Origin of the sequence: Methylomonas sp. LWB, from assembly GCF_001856095.1 — a bacterium.
GTDB classification, from domain to species: domain Bacteria; phylum Pseudomonadota; class Gammaproteobacteria; order Methylococcales; family Methylomonadaceae; genus Methylomonas; species Methylomonas koyamae_A.
The window spans coordinates 244,324-262,052 of record NZ_MKMC01000034.1 but is presented as its reverse complement, the minus strand read 5'-3'; the positions used below and the strand labels follow the sequence as shown (position 1 = coordinate 262,052).

Below are 17,729 nucleotides of genomic sequence, written 5' to 3'. Positions count from 1 at the left end.
CCGAAATGAGCTAAGAATTGGGCGGCGAGTCAGGTGCTTTCAAGCGATGACACCATCTCTGTGCTGTATAATGCCGAAGCACAAGCCTTTGGCCTATCGCCAGAAACCGCAGCAGTCAAAGGCGTGCAAATCTAACAGAGTGAGCCTTCGAATTCAATACCTTGGCTCATGGCTGCCAAAATATAGTCTTCGTGCAAATCCGGTAAATGGCGGCGCGATTTTTCCTTATAGATAAATGGTCCATGAATGGTGAAGTGTAAAACCGCGGGGATTTTGGCTTCCGGTAGGACGGCAAGGGGCAAGGATGGCGCCTAATATTCGGGAACATATGCCGAGCGTGCCCGTTTTGATGCGAGCGTCCTATCTTTTTCGGGTTATGGCCTGAACCATGCGTGTTTGCCTGCGTTTGTCGATTCTTCTGGCAGGATTGAGCCTGGCAATTCCGGTTTGTGCCGAGAATACCGATAGCCGAGATTTGGCCGAGATTCATGACAAGATTCAACACGTCGGCGGCGACGTACGCGAGCTGGAAGCGGAAAAAAGTCGATTGCTAGATCAACTGCAAACACTGGAACGGCAATATGGCGAGGCTGCCAATGCGTTACGCACCATTCGCGTGGAGATCAAGGCGCATGAACAATCGCTGCAAGAGATACGAACCAAACTCGCCGACACTCAAAGAGATCTGCGTAATCAGGAAAAAGGATTGGCGGGATTGATCCGTGCGGTCTACGCGATGGGCGGAGACAGTAAAGGCTTACAAGTCGTGCTGAACCAGCGTGACCCGGCTCTGTCTGGGCGGATGCGGGTGTATTCGGATTATATCGGCAAGGCGCGCTTACAGAAACTGCACGCGATCGCGGAGGATAGCCGGATTCTCGGGCAGTTAGAAGCGCGAAACGACACCGAATCCCAACTGCTGCGAGTCTCGCTCGAGAAGAAACAGGAGGAGGCCGAGTCCATGCGGATGCTGAAAGTCCAGCGCGAGCAATTATTGGCGAGCCTGGAAAAAGAACACGCCGAAAAGCGGCATTTATTGGATCGTTTAATCGGCGACGAGAAAAAATTACAGGCGTTGGTGGCATCGTTGCAAAAAACTGATGATAATGCCGAGAGAGTTGCCCCGCCGGCGCCGGAACCTCCGGCATCAAGCCCACTCAAACAGCCTGGAAAACCGCCGGAGCAGATTCGCTCCGTCAAGGAACCGGAGGCGGGGCGTCAACCCTTCCCGGAGTTGCAAGGTCGGTTGCCTTGGCCGGTGCAAGGCGCGGTCGTCGAGCATTTCGGGTCACGTCGGTACGAAACCAGCTGGGATGGCGTGGTAATCAGTGCGCCCGAAGGCGCCGAAATTCGGGCAATTACCGCCGGCCGGGTTGTTTATGCCGATTGGCTGCGCGGTTACGGATTGATGATCATCATCGATCACGGGCACGGTTATTTAAGCTTGTACGCGTTCAACCAAAGTTTGCACAAGAGTGTTGGCGATCATGTCAAATCCGGCGAAGTCTTGGCTTCGGTTGGGCGCAGCGGCGGACGTTCTCAGGCGGCGTTGTATTTTGGGATCAGGAAGCAAGGCCGGCCAGTCGACCCAGCACAGTGGTGCCGGAAGCCAGCCAAGGGTTAATCTATTTACAGGAATCAGGTCGTTGGAGCTTTAATACAAATGTTAAATAACAGAAATCTTTTAATTTTACTGGTCGGCTTTATCTTAGGTTCGGCGATTAGCCTGTGCAGCAGCGTTTGGGCGGAAAAGCCCGCGCCGGCGGCGGCCAAGGCCGACGACCTGCAATCGTTGCCGTTCGACGAGTTGAGAACCTTTACCGAGATTTTTGGGCGGATTAAACAGGATTACGTCGAACCGGTATCCGATAAAAAGTTACTGGAGGATGCGATTCGCGGCATGTTGTCCGGCCTCGATCCGCATTCGGCTTATCTGGCCAGCGAGGAATATAAAGAGCTGCAAGAGGGCACGACCGGTCAATTCGGTGGGCTGGGCATCGAGGTCGGGATGGAGAACGGATTTGTCAAAGTGGTTTCGCCGATCGACGATACGCCGGCTCAAAAGGCCGGCATCAAGGCGGGCGATTTGATCGTTCGCTTGGATGACAAGCCGGTCAAGGGAATGACGTTGGCGGATGCCGTGAAAGTGATGCGCGGCGAACCGGGCACCGACATCGTGCTAACGGTCATCCGCGAAGGCGAGGAAGCGCCGTTGAAATTTACGCTGACCCGCGACATTATCAAGGTTAAAAGCGTCAAAAACCGTTTGCTGGAGAAAAACTACGGCTACTTGCGGATCAGCAGTTTTCAATCGGGCACCGGCCAAGGCTTGCTGGACGCACTGGACGAATTGAAGAAAGAAAACGAAGGCCCGCTGAAAGGCTTGGTGTTGGATTTGCGCAATAACCCCGGCGGCGTGTTGAACGCCGCGGTCGATGTCAGCGATGCCTTTATAGAATCCGGTCTGATCGTCTATACCGAAGGCCGAATCAAGAATTCTGAAATGCGTTTTAATGCGACGCCGGATGACGTTATTAACGGCGCGCCCATCGTCGTGCTAATTAACGGCGGCTCGGCTTCGGCATCCGAAATTGTTGCAGGAGCGCTGCAAGACCATAAGCGCGCGATCATCATGGGCGAAAAATCGTTCGGCAAGGGTTCCGTGCAAACCATATTGCCTACCAGCAATGGCGCGGCGGTGAAGCTGACAACGGCCCGTTACTTCACGCCTTCGGGTCGGTCCATCCAGGCGGAAGGTATCGAACCCGACGTCACGCTGGCCCGCTTCAAGCTGGAGGCGTTGGATAAGGCCAAATTGGAGTCGATCAAGGAGGCTGATTTGACCCACCATTTGACCAACGGGAATGCGAAACCGGATAAAAAAGCGGACGAGGACGATAAGGAAGACGCCAAGGACGTATTGCAAAAAGACGGTAGCGACACTGAAACCGAAGTGCGTGACTATCCGTTGCATGAGGCGCTGAATTTGCTGAAAGGCATCGCCATCATCAAGAAGTAGGCGGCTGCGTAGTCGCATAAAAAACCCGGCTGGCCGAGAGGTCGCCGGGTTTTTGTTTGTTTACGGCGCGGCGTTTAAACGTCCGCCCCGAGTAGTAGTGTGGGTGGCTTCAACGAGCCGAGGGTTGATAGGTAACGCTAAAATCGTTAAACGCTGCCAAGGCGACTTGGGCTTGCGCTTCATCCGCTAGCGCGAAAGTGTCCACGCCCACGCGGGAAAGGTAAAAAACCTGATCCGCCGAAAATTGGCCGACAGCCCTGATTTCGCTCCTGTACCCGTATTTATCGCGCAACAACCGGACCAGGGAAAAGCCTCGGCCGTCCGTGAAGGTTGGGAAATCCACCTCGATCAGCGAAAAATTGGGTAGGTCGCCGGCGAGGTCGCCGATATTGTCATCGGGCTCGATGCGCACGCCGGTTTGACCTGTCCGGCCGGAAAGGACGGCTTTATCATTCAGCCAGCGTTGAAGAGTCACGGTGACGTCGCTATCGCCGGGGATCTCGGCATCGTCAGCGAGAAACCGCCAGGCGTCCGTGGTTAATGTACGGTCTTTAATGATTTGCATAAACTTTTGCTTTGAATGGTTCTAGGCCAACGCGGTAGACGGTTTGCAGAAAAGCTTCGTTTTCCTGACGCAGTTGCAAGTAGACATCGAGTATCGTTGTGATCGCGGCCGTAATTTGGGCTTTGGCGATTGCCGGACCCAGGCGTTCGCCGATCGCCGCGTCATTTTCCGACGAGCCGCCGAGCGTGATTTGGTACCACTCTTCGCCATGCTTGTCGACGCCTAGAATGCCGATGTGGCCGACGCTTTGATGGGCGCAGCCGTTCATGCAGCCGGACATATTGATCTTCAGGTCGCCGACGTCGTGGATGTAATCGATATCATCCAGGGCTTCGTTGATTTCCTTGGCCACGCCGATCGATCCGGCGTTGGCCAGCGAGCAAAAGTCCAGTCCTGGGCAGCAGATCATATCGGTGACGGTGCCGATATTCGGCGTGGCTAGCTTAAGCGCGTCCAATTGCCGCCAGAGTTGGTACAGACTGGCTTGCTCGACATCGGCCAGCACCAGATTTTGCCGGTGCGTGCTTCTGATTTCACCGAAGCTGTAGCGATCGGCAAGCTCGGCCAGTGCGTCCAGTTGTTCCGAGGTAATGTCGCCGGGTGGCGAATCCGGCGCTTTCAACGACACGTAAACCCCGCGATAGCCCGGGATTTTGTGCTCGACGGTATTGTGCTTCACCCACTTCGCAAAACGGCCGTCCTCGGCTTGTTTCGCCGAAAAGCCGGTATCGTCGCCGGTAAAGTCGCGGTAGGGTGGTGGCGCGAATTGCGCCTTGATTTCCTCGATACGCTCGTCGCCGAGCACCAAGGAATCGCGGATTCTGAGCCATTCCTCCTCGACCATCGCCGTAAATTTTTCCAATCCGGTTTCCTTGACCAGGATCTTGATGCGGGCCTTGTATTTGTTGTCGCGCCGACCAAACAAGTTGTAAATCCGCACAATGGCTTCCAGGTAGGACAGCAAATGCTTTTTCTCCAGAAAGCCTTTGACGGTTTGACCGATAATCGGCGTTCTGCCCAAGCCGCCACCCGCCAAAATTCTAAAGCCGGTTTCACCCTGCTCATTTTTTATCAGGTAGACCCCGATATCGTGGAATTGCACGGCTGCGCGATCATGGCCCGCGCCGCTGACCGCGATCTTGAATTTACGCGGTAAATAGGCGAACTCGGGGTGCAAGGTTGTCCATTGCCGAATAAGTTCGCAATAAGGGCGCGGATCTTCTATCTCGTCCCGGCATATGCCTGCCAAATGATCCGAGGTGGTGTTGCGCAGGCAGTTGCCGCTGGTTTGAATCGCATGCATTTGCACGGTCGCGAGCTCTGCGAGTAAATCGGGTACTCGGGAAAGTTCCGGCCAGTTGTATTGAACGTTTTGGCGTGTCGTAAAATGGCAATAGCCGCGATCGTAGTCGCGCGCCACCGACGCAAGTTTGCGTAATTGTCGAGACGACAGTAATCCGTAAGGCACCGCGACGCGCAACATTGGCGCGTGCGTTTGGATATAAAGGCCGTTCATTAGGCGTAGCGCGCGGAACTGATCGGGGTCCAATTCTCCGTTCAAAAATCGCTCGGTCTGCCCGCGGAACTGCCGGACTCGCTCTTCGATAAGTGTTTGATCTCTTTGATTGTATTGATACATTTAGGTGGGCGGATCGCTTTACTGACTAATTTGATAGGTAATTGAATATTATACTCGCTGGGATTAAATGACAAAGAATATTGTATGGTGGTACCATGCCCGGTTAGATTTTTCCGCTTTTGATAACGACTAGAACATAATAGAGGATAAGGGGGCTATCTTGTTGCGCGCATTGTTGATTTTGGCCGGTTTGTTGTTCCTACCGGAACTCGCCATGGCCGAAGAATTTAAGAATCTGGGGCTGACCGGAACCGAGCGGGGCGTCTATACCGTTCTGATTTTCCTGGTTGCATACGGTTTCGTGATGGCCGAGGAATTTACTCATTTGCGCAAATCGAAACCGGTCATATTCGCGGCGGCGGTCATTTGGGCGCACGTGGCGATTTTGGCTCACGACGCCGGCGTATCCGGCGAAGAGCTGCACAGCGCATTCGAGCACGACCTCAAGGAATATGCCGAATTGATGCTGTTCCTGCTGGTGGCGATGACGTATATCAATACCATGGCCGAGCGCAACGTCTTCGAAGCGTTACGATCCTGGTTGATCAGAAAGCAGTTCGGCTACAAACAGCTGTTCTGGATCACCGGCATCATCACCTTTTTCCTGTCCTCGGTAGCCGACAACCTGACGTCTGCCTTGCTGGTCGGCGCCGTGGTCATGGCGGTCGGCGCGGATAACGAAAAATTCGTCTCTGTCGGTTTCGTCAATTTGGTGATTGCCGCGAATGCCGGCGGCGCGTTTTGCCCATTCGGCGACATTACGACCCTGATGGTTTGGCAAGCCGGTTATGCCGAATTTTTCGACTTCTTCAAGTTGTTCATTCCTTCGGTCGTGAATTTCGTGGTGCCGGCGTTTTTCATGGCGCAAGCGGTTCCAAGCGGACAGCCTGAAGCAACCAACGAGGCCGCAGTTGAATTGAAGCCCGGTGGTTGGGTGGTGTGCGGTTTGTTTGGCGTTACCATCGGTTTGGCGGTTAGCTTCAAACAGTTTCTGCATTTGCCGCCGTTCATGGGCATGATGGCGGGTTTGTCCATCCTGATGCTATTCATTTATTACGTAAAGGTTCGTTTCTCCGCGGCTGATGAAGTGCGTCTCGATGTCTTTGATCGGGTAAAAGAAGCTGAGTGGGATACGTTGCTGTTTTTCTTCGGCGTGGTTTTCGCTGTCGGCGGTCTGGGTTACATCGGTTATCTGGAGTTGCTGTCTGCCGCGATGTACGACGGCTTGGGCCAAACCACCGCCAACATCCTGGTCGGTGTGATATCCGCCGTCGTCGATAACATTCCGGTGATGTTCGCGGTGCTGAACATGAATCTGGACATGGACTTGTACCAATGGTTGTTGGTGACATTGACGGCTGGCGTCGGCGGTTCGCTGTTTTCGGTCGGATCGGCCGCGGGTGTGGCGCTGATGGGGCAGTCCAATCATAAGTACACCTTCTTCAGTCACTTGAAATGGACGCCGGTTATCGCCGCCGGCTATGCGGCTAGTATTTTGACCCATTATCTGATCAACGGCTAAGCGCCGTCGGTCGGATTGTCGTTGTAAACCAAGGAAAGCGCGTGTCAAATACTTCTGGTAGTTGGCACAGCGCTTTTTTTGTTTATACCCGGCCGAGGGTCGCGGCGATGATCTTTCTGGGTTTTTCGGCCGGCCTGCCTTTTTCGTTGATTTCCACGACACTTTCCGCTTGGTTGGCCGACGAACATGTCGATTTGTCGGTCATCGGCTACTTCAGCTTGGTCGGCGTCGCTTATTCCGTCAAAGTGGTGTGGGCGCCGGTGGTCGATCGTTTGCCGCTACCACTTTTGGATTCCTGGCTAGGGCGGCGGCGTAGTTGGATACTGAGCGCGCAACTCGGCATCGCGGCCGGCCTATGGGCGATCAGCGGCGCGGATGTGGTAGGTCACTTGGCGGATGTCGCATTGCTGGCCGTATTGGTGGCTTTTTGCTCGGCGACCCAGGATATCGCCATCGATGCCTATCGAATCGAGGCGGCCGCTGTCCGCTTTCAAGGCGCGATGGCCGCCATGTATGTGTTTGGATATCGCTTGTCGTTATTGGCCGCCGGAGCCGGTGTTTTTTATATCGCCGAATTCGCCAGTTGGCGATTGGCTTACCAAGTCATGGCCGCGTCGATGTTGTTGGGCATTATCACGACGCTGCTGGTTAAAGAGCCGTCTCACAAGCAAGCGGCTGAAGAGCGGCTGTTGGAAGCATCGCTTGAATCGGCGCTGGGTGTCGCCGATTTGTCTTCGCCGCTCAAGCGATTGGCGGGGTGGTTGTCGGATGCGGTGCTCAGCCCGTTTGTTGAGTTTTTCCGGCGAAACGGCAGAACCGGGTTGCTGATATTGCTGCTGATCGCGGTTTACAAGATGAGCGACATCGCGATGGGCGTGATGGCAAACCCCTTTTATCTGGAACTGGGTTTCAGTAAAAAGGATATTGCCGACGTCAGCAAAATTTTTGGCTTTTTCATGACCATCCTCGGTACTTCGCTGGGCGGGGTTCTGGTGATGAAGTTCGGCATCATGCGACCTCTGTTGCTCGGGGCCGTGATTGTAGCCGCCACCAATTTGCTGTTCGCCGCATTGGCGGTTGTAGAGCCGGATACCCGCTTATTGGCCGGCGTAATCAGCGCCGACAATCTTAGCGGCGGCATTGCCTCGGCGGCTTTCATCGCCTATCTGTCCAGTCTGACCAATACGGCCTACACCGCCACCCAATACGCATTGTTCAGCTCGTTGATGACCTTGCCGGCCAAATTGATCGGCAGTATTTCCGGCGAAGTGGTCGCGCAGTTCGGTTACCATGCTTTTTTCGTGTATTCAGCCGTGATCGGCCTGCCTGGGGTAGTGTTGGTGCTTGTGCTGATGCGCTTGCCGACGGCCAGCCCGGACAAATAACAGCGGATATGGCGACAGGCGATACAAGCTAACTTGCCTAACCCAGGTCCAAGATCGGCCAATGAGCGGTTATTGGCAACCCGAGAAATTCGAATATCGTAGATCTTCAAATCCGCGGAGTTTCCGCTGACCCATTCCCGCCGACTTCGCGAGGCTCGCGTTTGAGCCCCTCGCGATCAAAACCCCGGTATGCCAAGCTGCTGGATTTTGACCGCATTATCGCCTTCTTCGTAGGCCAACAATTTGCCGTCCCGCTGCCACAGTTTGAAAGCCAGGGCGTAGGACAAAACCCGGATCGGATAATCGCGCGGCAAGGTTTGCAGATAGGGTTGCATCGTCACGAAATCGGTCGCGCCGTATTGCTGCATGATGAAGCGCAAACCGCCGTTGCGCGGACCGATGTTGTATGCGAGCAAACCCAGAAATAAATCGCCGCGCATTTCCTCCAGATAGTGCTTTAACGTGGCCGCCGCCAAATAAGCGTTATGGCGCGGATCGTTCACTTGCGGCTCCGTCACATCGAGTAAATCGGCGGCTCGACGGGTGATGAACTGGGGGACGGCGGTAATCTGAAACAAGCCTTTACCGCCGTCATGACTATCGCGCGGTAAAAATGACGATTCGGTGGCGGCCACCCCCAGCAACAGGTGCTCGTCGACGCCGATGGCGTCGGCGGCTTCGTGGATCGCCGAACGGTAGGCGTCGGCGCGTTGCAGCAGTTTTTGCAGGCCGCCGATTTCGTGGCGACGGTAAGCGGCGTAAACCTGGTGAGCCAGCGTCACTCGCTCAGCCTCGGACTTGCCGCCAACCAACGTGCGAAAGTGGCCGAATACCGGGGTATAGCCGTCGTGAAACACAAACCACAGCATCCCCAGCGCCAGGCTCAGCGCCAGGCCGGCCGGCAGCCGCGCCAACCGCCGCGCCAATGGCACGCGCAATTGGTACCAGCCGACCAACAACAAGGCCGCTGTCACGATCAACGCCACGACGCCGCCGGCAAACGGTAGCAAGCTGCTAAAAAATCCCGAGCCGGATAACCAGCTCGCTGAATAGCCCAGCACCACCATCGTCGCCAACACGGCGGCCAAGCCCAAGCCGACGGCCTCGGCCGCCAGCAAACGCCAGTCGGATGGCGGGGCCGGCGGCGGTTTACGCCGAGGTTTGCGAGCGGATGGCCCCGCAGGCTTCGGTTTGCGAGCCGGCGCGGCGAGTTTCTTGGGCTTAACGGCAACGGGTCTGGACATCGTGAGCGAATCGGGTGCGGGTTCTGGCATTGTGGCCGGTAAATCGTCTATGCTCGTCGGTCAACGCAACCAGCTTGAGACGAGATCATGGTAACACCAGGCCGACCGGGCGGCGAATCGGCCGATTGCCGCAAGACTGTTTCAATGATGTTCTTACATTCCAAACTGACGGCCTCGGTTGAGCGGCTTGGTCCCGATTGGGTTCTTGGCCGCTCGGTTGGCGATTCTCGGGACGCCTCCGAACCGTTTCGCGGTTCGCCTGAAATGCCGCGGTAGTCAATGTCCAACGAATTCCGCCCAGCTTGGTGGCTGAACAACCGCCATTTGCAAACTATCTATCCAGCCTTGCTGCGCCGCGTCGTGGCACCGATTGACTTGCGGCGCGAGCGATTGGAGTCGCCGGACGGCGATTTCGTCGATTTGGATTGGCTCTACGACCGGCAACCCACACTGGCGATCTTGCTGCACGGCCTAGCCGGCAGTAGCCGTTCGGGTTATATCGTCGGCGTGCAGCGGCGACTCCATCAACTCGGCATCGGCAGCGTAGCCCTGAATTTTCGCGGTTGCGGCGGCGAGATGAATCGGCTGGCGCGCTGCTATCATTCCGGCGACACCGAGGATGTGGATTTTCTCTACCGCACGTTGCGTCGGCGCCTGCCGGACACCGCGTTGGCGGCCGTCGGGTTTTCGCTGGGCGGCAACGTATTGTTGAAATGGCTGGGAGAACGACACGATTCGATTGAGCTGTTCGGCGCCGTCGCGGTGTCCGTGCCGTTGATGCTGAATTTGTGCGCCGACCGCTTGGATAGCGGCCTATCCAGAATCTATCGCGATTATCTATTGCGCGAGCTAAAACAATACATCGTCGCCAAGCGCCGCCATCTGCACCGCCTGGGCCGTATCGAACAAGCCGGCTTGCTCGACGACTTGGGCGATCTGGCGCCGATCCGTTCGTTTTGGGAATACGACGACCGGGTGGTGGCGCGGCTGCACGGTTTCAGCGACGCGCACGATTACTACCGACGCTCCAGTTCGCGCCAATTTCTGGGACGAATCGAGGTTCCAACCTTGATTCTGCAGGCCGAGGACGACCCGTTCATGACGCCGGCGGTGCTACCGGCCGCCGCCGAGTTGGCGTCCGGCGTGACGTTGCAGGTTTGTGGCGGCGGCGGCCACGTCGGCTTCGTAGGCGGCCGTTTGCCGTGGCGGCCGGTATTTTGGCTGGAGCAACGAATCGGCGATTTTCTGCTCGCGCACTTACCGGAAAGTCGCCGCGAAACCGGTGGATAACTGAACCCATCCCGTCCACCAAGGTCTATCGCCGCACTTACAGCCGAGCTTGGCCGCCGTAACTGGCCGCCGAGCGAGTCTGTGGTAGAATTTTCGCCTCTTTTCCCGGACAATTTCGATGGGCTCCGTACAAGCGATTAGACCCTTCCAACTGACAGACCGCTTCGGGCGGGTCGTCAATTACCTTCGGGTATCGATTACCGACCGTTGCGACTTTCGTTGCGTGTACTGCATGGCTGAAGACATGACGTTTCTGCCGCGCAAGCAAATTCTCAGTCTGGAAGAAATCCAATTCATCTGCGAAGCCTTCGTCGGCCTTGGCGTCAACAAGATTAGGGTCACCGGCGGCGAACCGCTGGTGCGTAACGGTGCGTTGGATTTATTACGCAACATCGGCGCCATATCCGGCCTTAACGAATTGGTCTTGACCAGCAATGGCTCGCATCTGGCCGATATGGCCGGCGACTTGCGTGCCGCCGGCGTGAAACGCATCAACATCAGCCTGGACACCCTCGACCCGGTCAAATTCAAAGCCTTGACCCGTACCGGCGAACTTGGCCAAGTGCTGGCCGGCATCGAGGCCGCCAGCTCGGCGGGTTTCGAGCGCATCAAGCTGAATGCGGTCGTCATGAAGGATCGCAACCACGCGGAAGTCGGCGATCTGGTGCAATTCGCGGTCGATCGCGGTCTGGACATCAGTTTTATCGAGGAAATGCCGTTGGGCAAAGTCGATCAACACCGGCGCGGCGACAGTTATTATCCCAGCGAGGCGATCCGCGCCGACTTACGGCCGCGCTTCAAACTCGAAGCCATCGCCGACTCGACCGGCGGCCCGTCGGCGTATTTTCGGGTGGCCGGCAGTACCAGTCGGGTGGGCTTTATCTCGCCGCTTAGCGCCAATTTCTGCGCCGCTTGCAATCGGGTGCGCCTGACCGCCGAAGGCAGGCTATTACTGTGTCTGGGCAACGAACATTCGGTCGATTTGAAGGCGGTGGTCCGCGAGCATCCGGGCGATTTGGCGGTCTTGCAACAGGCTATCGTCGCGGCGATGCGCATCAAGCCGGAAAAGCACGAATTCAACATCCATGAACAGCCGGTCATTCTGCGGCACATGAGCGCGACCGGCGGCTGACCCAGGAGTATCGACATGTCGGACAACAAAGCCTATCACATCATCGCCGAGGCCCGGCGTTACAAGGAAGAGCGCGAAAAAGGCTACCGCGAGCAAGCGCTGAAATTGTTTCCGTGGATTTGCGGCCGCTGCGCTCGCGAATTCGACCACAAGAACTTGCGCGAATTGACGGTGCATCACGTCAACCACGATCACGACCATAATCCGCCGGACGGCAGCAACTGGGAATTGCTGTGCTTGTATTGCCACGACAACGAGCATCAACGCTATGAGGAGCAAGTGCGCTACGGTAGCAAGGGCAGCTCGGACGGCAAGTCGCCGACCGCTACCTTCAACCCCTTCGCGGATCTGAAAAAGCTGATGAACAAAGACTGATGGCCGGCAAATGCGTCTGGGCGCTGGCCAGCGCCAACGAAGAGCATTACCACGACCACGAATGGGGCGTGCCGCTGCACGACGACCGGCGGCTGTTCGAGTTCTTGATTCTGGAAGGCGCCCAGGCCGGCTTGAGCTGGCGAACGATACTGGACAAGCGGCCGGCTTATCGTAGCGCCTTCGACGACTTCGATCCGCTGAAAATCGCCGCCTACGATCAGGGCAAAATCGACAGCCTGTTGCAAAATCCCGGCATCGTCCGCAACCGCCTGAAAATCCAGGCCGCCGTCGCCAACGCCAACGCCTTCTTGGAGGTTAAGCAAGCCTATGGCAGTTTCGACCGCTACATTTGGGATTTCGTCGATGGTCAAACCGTGCAAAATCGGTGGCGCGCTCACGCCGAGATTCCGGCCTACACTGAAGCATCGGCGCGAATGAGCAAGGATCTGCAAAAGCGCGGCTTTAAATTCGTCGGCAAAACCATCTGCTATGCTTATATGCAGGCGGTCGGCATGGTCAACGACCACACCGTCGATTGCTTTCGCCACCCGCAACTTTCGCCCGCCCTTCAATGAATTCACCGCAACCGGACGCCGAATGCCTGGCCTTAATCGCGCGTCTGGATAGCTTGATGCTGGCGACCCGCTCCGAACAACATCACGCTGAAGCCAGTTACGCGCCGTTTCTGTTCGATCGCGGCGCGTTCCACATTTTCGTTAGCGCCTTGGCCAGTCATACCGGTAACCTGCTGACGCATCGTCGGGCCGGCGTTCTGCTGATCGAACCGGAAGCGGACGCCGCGAATCCCTTTGCTCGGCGCCGGGCCAGTTTCGAGTGTCGGGTCGCGGAAGTCGAGGCCGATAGCGGTGAATACGGCAGCGTGCTGGATTCGATGCAGCAACGCTTGGGCGCGACCGTGGCATTGCTGCGAAGCTTGCCCGATTTTCGGTTGCTGGCGCTGACCCCTATCCACGGCCGGTATATCGCCGGCTTTGGCCAGGCTTACGATTTGGATACCCGCCGTTTCGGCGAATCCGCTGATTAGAGGCTTTCGACCTAAAACAGCGCCTCTATCATGCCTGCCGCACTGAAACTTATATTGGCGAATTTGACGGTGGCGCTGGCGTATTTCGTTGGCGGTTACCTGGGTGGCCTGCTAACGACGCCGCCCAACTACGCCAGCCCGGTGTGGCCGCCGGCCGGCATCGCCCTGGCCGTGACGCTGGTTTACGGCAAAACCATCCTGCCCGGATTGTTCCTCGGCGCGTTGGCCGCGCAGGTCCACGCCTTTTTAAACCCAACGCTATTCGAAGATAATCTGGCTCCATTGTGGTTGGGCGCTACCGCCGCGCTCGGCGCCTGTGGACAAGCCCTGCTGGGCGCTTTTTCGATCCGGCGCTGGCTGGGGCAATTCAATCCCTTGATGGATAGCCGGCACATCGTCAGTTTTTTTGCATTGGCCATCCTCAGTTGCCTGGTTTCCGCGACGGTCGGCTGTACCTACTTGTTCAGCAGGGGATTGGTCGCGCCGGCCGATCTGGCCTTCAATTGGGGCGTTTGGTGGGTCGGCGATTCGATAGGCACGGTGATTTTCACGCCGCTGTTGTTACCCTTCATTGCCGCGCCGCGCCACGTTTGGCGGCGTCGGCGGGTGTCGGTGGTGATGCCGCTCCTGGTCTGCGTCGGTTTGGTCGCCGCCGCCTTCGAGTTTAACCGGCACCAAGAGATTCAACGTCTCCGGGATGGCTTCGGCAAGCAAACCGCATTGCTGAGCGCGACGCTGCGCCAACACATCGCCGATCACCTGTCAGTCAACCGCACGTTGCGGGCGCTATTCGACAGCAATAAATTCATCGGCCGCGAGCAATTCAACGTGTTCGGCCAAGCGCTGCTCGAGGCTCATCCCGAGTTTTTAGCGCTGGAATGGTTGCCGCTGGTGCGCGCCGAAGATCGACTGGGTTTCGAAGCCCAGTATCGCCTAGATGTACTCGAGTATTCCGCCGGCGGCTGGTTGGCCGCCGAACACCGCCCTTACTATTTCCCCCAACTCTATCGGGTCGGCAACAGCCAGCCCGATGGCTTCGACGCCGCGAGCGAACCCGAGGCCGCCGCCGCGATTCTGACGGCGGCGGGCAGCGGCGAATCGACATTGGCCCGCCGCGGAGATCGCGCTTGGGCGCTGTATACGCCGGTATACGCCAGCGGCGTCGGTCGGTCCGCGTCCGAACGCCGAGCCGGATTAATCGGTATGCTCGCCAGCGTGTTCACGTTGAGCGACGAAATCGCCCATCCGCGCGCGCTACTACCGGACAGTCGGCTGGTTCTGGCGATCAAGGAGGGCGATACTCCGCTATTCGACAATCAAACCCAGAACCGCTTCGACAGTCTGCATTTGCCTGCTTTCGAAAAACGAGAAACCATCGCTTTTGCGGACCGTCTTTGGACCTTGATTTATCGGCCGGCGCCCGAGTTCTATGCGCTTCAGCACACCTGGGACGCGCGTTGGCTGCTGCTTGGCGGCTTCGTGTTCTCGGCCTTGACCGCGTTCGGTCTGATGCTGATCACCGGCCGTACCGCCAGGGTAGAGGAACTGGTGGCGCTGAAGACCCGCGACCTGCTACGCAGCAATCAAGCCCTGAACATCGAGATCGAGCGGCGCAAGCAGCAGGAGAACGAACTGCGCGTCGCCGCGACGACGTTTCAGTCCCACGAGGCCATCCTGATTGCCGATCCCCACGGCGCCGTCGTTCGGGTCAACGACGCCTTTACGGATATTACCGGTTATCCGGCCGAAGAAATCGTCGGTCGCCATGCCAGGCTATTATTGAGCGGCACGCCGGCGCGCAAGATTGGCCGCGGGATTGTTCGCGCCCTGGCGGACAAGAACCAATGGCAAGGCGAGTTTTGGAGCCGGCATAAGGACGGCAAGCCCTTCCCCGGCTGGCTGACCGTGACTGGCGTCCGCGACGACCAAAACTGCTTGTTGAACTATGTGGCCATATTTTCGGACATCAGCGAACAAAAAGCCGCGGAACGGGAAATTCACGAGCTGGCGTTTTACGACCCGTTAACCGGCTTACCTAACCGCCGTTTGCTACTGGACAGGCTGAAACAAGAAATCGCCGCCGCCAAACGTCAGCAGACCTATGGCGCGCTATTTTTTCTGGATTTGGATCATTTCAAGCATTTGAACGATTCGCTCGGCCACAATGTCGGCGACGACTTGCTGACCCAGGTGGCCCGGCGCTTGCGGAATATTATCCGCGAAGAAGACACTGCCTGCCGGCTGGGCGGCGACGAGTTCATCGTCATGGTGCCCGGCCGTTATCACTTGATGGAACAGGTCAGCGATCACGCCGCGATGCTGGCGGAAAAAATTCTGCAGACCATCAATCAACCGTTTCAAGTCTTTGGGGGCGAACACCATTTTTCGACCAGCATCGGCGTCACGCTATTTCCGGAAGCGACCGACCAACCCGAGGCGGTTATCCAGCAAGCCGACACCGCGATGTACCGCGCCAAGGCCAACGGCCGCAACAGTATTAGCTTTTACCGGCCGTCGATGCAGCAGTCGGCCGATCGGCGCCTGACCTTGGAAAAGGAGTTGCGCCAGGCGCTGAAGTCCCGCCAGTTTCTGCTGCATTACCAGCCTCAGGTCGACCACCTGGGCCGGGTGTTGAGCGTCGAGGCGCTGATCCGCTGGCAGCATCCGGAAAAAGGCATGATTTCGCCGGCCGAGTTCATTCCGGTTGCCGAGGAAACCCAACTGATTCTGCCGATCGGCGAATGGGTAATCGAAGAGGCTTGCCGGCAAATCCGCCGCTGGGATCAACAAGCCGTGCCGGTACGCCATATCGCGGTCAATGTCAGCTCCCGGCAATTCCGCCATGCCGGCTTCGTCGCGCGCATTCGCCACATTCTGGCCGAAACCGGCATAGATGCCAGCCGTTTGGTCCTCGAATTGACCGAAGGTTGCGTCATCAGCGACATCGACGATACCGTCGAGAAAATGCGCGACCTGCAAGGCATGGGCATCCTGACCTCGATCGACGATTTCGGGGTAGGCTACTCATCGCTGTACTACCTGAAGAAGTTGCCGATTTCCCAATTGAAAATCGACCAAAGCTTTGTCCGCGACATCGCTGTCGATCCCAACGGCGCGGTGATCGTCGAAACCATCATCAACATGGCCAAGAATCTGGGCTTGAACGTGATTGCCGAAGGCGTCGAAACCCAGGAGCAAATCGAGTTTCTACAGGCCAAGGGCTGCTTGTCCTACCAAGGGTTTTATACCGGAAGACCGGCGTCCGCCGACAGCTTCGGCCGGCGAACGCATCCGGCCGCGCCGCTTACCTGACGCAAGTCGTGGTCGGCTTGGTCCGCAACCAATTGGCTAGACGATTGGCGGCGCTTTGCATGGCGTCGTCCTTGAAACGCATGCCGCTATAGGCCAAGGCCCGCCAGACTTCGCGGGCATCCACCAATTTGTCGCCGCCCAAAATAGTTTCGCCGCTCCAGCACGTGCGGGTATTGCCGTCCGAGTGCAGCACGCCGTCGTCGCCGACTCGGGCGGCCAGCCACTGCGCGGCCAGCTTCAAGTCGGCTTGCAGGGTCTCAGTATGAACGCCGTCATAGCCCGCCATCAGCAGCTCATTGATCTGATTGATCGCTACGGCTTGATAGTGGGTATCCCAACCGGATTTCTCGATGAAATAGCCGGCGGTACCGTCGAATTTTTCCAAAGCGGTTTCCAAGTAACCTTCAACTAAATTCAGCGCGAATTCGTCTTCGAACAGGGAGCCGCAGGCTTGATAAGCCACGGCATCGAACAGCAAGCGATTTGCCGCGTAAAGGTCGGCGTTGTACAAGGATTCGTCTTGAGACTCCAACCAGGCCAGTGCCCTGGCCAGGGCGGCGCTGACCGCCTTGCGCTCGGCATCGCTTCCGACTTGGACCGCTGTTTCGCTCGGATATTGATTCAGCGCCTTAACCGCCAAACAGGACTCGCCGAGAAAAAAACTGGCCGCTTGAGCAACGATACCCGGCGTGATCGTGTAGCCTCGCATCGATTCGGGCAACTGGAACGGCACGCTGCCGTCGACGCCTATCGAATCGGCTCCCACTTTCATTGCCATGAAAGCCTTGCGGGCGTCGGCCAAGCGTCCGGCCGCCAACAAGGCCCGCGTGGCCTTGCCGCTATACAGTTGCCAACGCGGGCTGAACATGCCGTTCCATTGATAGTTCCGTCCCAGGAAGTAGTTGCCGGTCGGAGGAATGCCCGGTGTAATGAAGGAAAGACTGTCTTTTAGGAATTTGCCGTAAACCGCTCCGTCCGAGGTTTTAGGTTCGATCGTCGCGCCGGCTGAAGGCGGCGAAGCTTGATTGAGTTGTTCGACCGATATATCCCATTCCGGTGGCACTAGCAGCCAGGCGATGGCTATCGTTAGAATCGCCAACAAGCCGCTCGCCCAAAGTATCCTAGTTTTATTCATACGTTCTCCTGATGTTTCGTTGTAATTGCATTTGGCTGCCGGGCTACTCCGGCGACGGCTGTCCCG

General features: G+C 57.2%; 14 protein-coding genes. 10 read left to right on the top strand and 4 right to left on the bottom strand.

Going from position 1 to position 17,729, the window contains the following annotated elements; translation table 11 throughout:
* The first annotated feature begins 388 nt into the window (after positions 1 to 388).
* Positions 389 to 1,624 (top strand): murein hydrolase activator EnvC, encoded by a 1,236-nt coding sequence (locus BJL95_RS15020; protein WP_071159053.1) that lies wholly within the window; start codon positions 389 to 391, stop codon positions 1,622 to 1,624.
* A 39-nt stretch (positions 1,625 to 1,663) separates the two neighbouring features.
* The gene (locus tag BJL95_RS15015) at positions 1,664 to 3,019 is read left to right on the top strand and encodes a S41 family peptidase (RefSeq protein ID WP_071159051.1); all 1,356 of its coding nucleotides are present in this window, start codon (positions 1,664 to 1,666) and stop codon (positions 3,017 to 3,019) included.
* Positions 3,020 to 3,128: 109 nt separating this feature from the next.
* Here the strand turns inward: BJL95_RS15015 and BJL95_RS15010 are convergent, their stop codons facing one another.
* Both BJL95_RS15010 and BJL95_RS15005 read right to left on the bottom strand, forming a co-directional pair.
* Complete coding sequence (locus BJL95_RS15010) at positions 3,129 to 3,584, bottom strand: DUF934 domain-containing protein (protein WP_071159049.1); 456 nt, start codon at positions 3,582 to 3,584, stop codon at positions 3,129 to 3,131.
* Positions 3,571 to 5,223, bottom strand: coding sequence for a nitrite/sulfite reductase (locus BJL95_RS15005; RefSeq protein WP_071159047.1), 1,653 nt, complete (start codon positions 5,221 to 5,223; stop codon positions 3,571 to 3,573). The genes BJL95_RS15010 and BJL95_RS15005 overlap by 14 nt, the downstream gene beginning before the upstream one ends.
* A gap of 214 nt (positions 5,224 to 5,437) precedes the next feature.
* Between BJL95_RS15005 and nhaD the strand changes: the two genes are divergently transcribed.
* Both nhaD and BJL95_RS14995 read left to right on the top strand, forming a co-directional pair.
* Positions 5,438 to 6,745, top strand: a complete 1,308-nt coding sequence (gene nhaD / locus BJL95_RS15000; protein ID WP_175463725.1) for a sodium:proton antiporter NhaD — start codon at positions 5,438 to 5,440, stop codon at positions 6,743 to 6,745.
* A 41-nt stretch (positions 6,746 to 6,786) separates the two neighbouring features.
* On the top strand, positions 6,787 to 8,130 hold the full coding sequence (locus tag BJL95_RS14995) for an MFS transporter (RefSeq protein ID WP_254786811.1): 1,344 nt from the start codon (positions 6,787 to 6,789) through the stop codon (positions 8,128 to 8,130).
* Between the two features lie 176 nt (positions 8,131 to 8,306).
* Here BJL95_RS14995 and BJL95_RS14990 read toward each other — a convergent pair whose 3' ends face one another.
* Positions 8,307 to 9,374: a lytic transglycosylase domain-containing protein gene (locus BJL95_RS14990; RefSeq protein ID WP_071159043.1), complete on the bottom strand. Its 1,068-nt coding sequence runs from the start codon at positions 9,372 to 9,374 to the stop codon at positions 8,307 to 8,309.
* Between the two features lie 279 nt (positions 9,375 to 9,653).
* Between BJL95_RS14990 and BJL95_RS14985 the strand changes: the two genes are divergently transcribed.
* From BJL95_RS14985 to BJL95_RS14960, 6 genes are all read left to right on the top strand, one after another.
* Positions 9,654 to 10,664 carry a hydrolase gene (locus BJL95_RS14985; protein ID WP_071159041.1) on the top strand — a complete coding sequence of 337 codons (1,011 nt, stop codon included), beginning with the start codon at positions 9,654 to 9,656 and terminating at the stop codon, positions 10,662 to 10,664.
* Positions 10,665 to 10,782: 118 nt separating this feature from the next.
* On the top strand, positions 10,783 to 11,796 hold the full coding sequence (moaA, locus tag BJL95_RS14980) for a GTP 3',8-cyclase MoaA (protein ID WP_071159039.1): 1,014 nt from the start codon (positions 10,783 to 10,785) through the stop codon (positions 11,794 to 11,796).
* 15 nt (positions 11,797 to 11,811) lie between these two features.
* Entirely contained in the window at positions 11,812 to 12,171 is a 360-nt protein-coding gene (locus BJL95_RS14975) for a YajD family HNH nuclease (protein WP_064029196.1), read from the top strand.
* Positions 12,171 to 12,746, top strand: a complete 576-nt coding sequence (locus BJL95_RS14970; protein WP_071159037.1) for a DNA-3-methyladenine glycosylase I — start codon at positions 12,171 to 12,173, stop codon at positions 12,744 to 12,746. Before BJL95_RS14975 ends, BJL95_RS14970 begins: the two co-directional genes overlap by 1 nt.
* On the top strand, positions 12,743 to 13,216 hold the full coding sequence (locus BJL95_RS14965; RefSeq protein WP_064029200.1) for a HugZ family protein: 474 nt from the start codon (positions 12,743 to 12,745) through the stop codon (positions 13,214 to 13,216). The genes BJL95_RS14970 and BJL95_RS14965 overlap by 4 nt, the downstream gene beginning before the upstream one ends.
* A 30-nt stretch (positions 13,217 to 13,246) precedes the next feature.
* Entirely contained in the window at positions 13,247 to 16,528 is a 3,282-nt protein-coding gene (locus BJL95_RS14960) for an EAL domain-containing protein (protein WP_071159035.1), read from the top strand.
* Here BJL95_RS14960 and BJL95_RS14955 read toward each other — a convergent pair.
* A complete protein-coding gene (locus BJL95_RS14955) occupies positions 16,521 to 17,663 on the bottom strand; it encodes a hypothetical protein (protein WP_064029204.1) in 1,143 nt (380 codons plus the stop codon). The genes BJL95_RS14960 and BJL95_RS14955 overlap by 8 nt on opposite strands.
* Positions 17,664 to 17,729 lie beyond the last annotated feature (66 nt).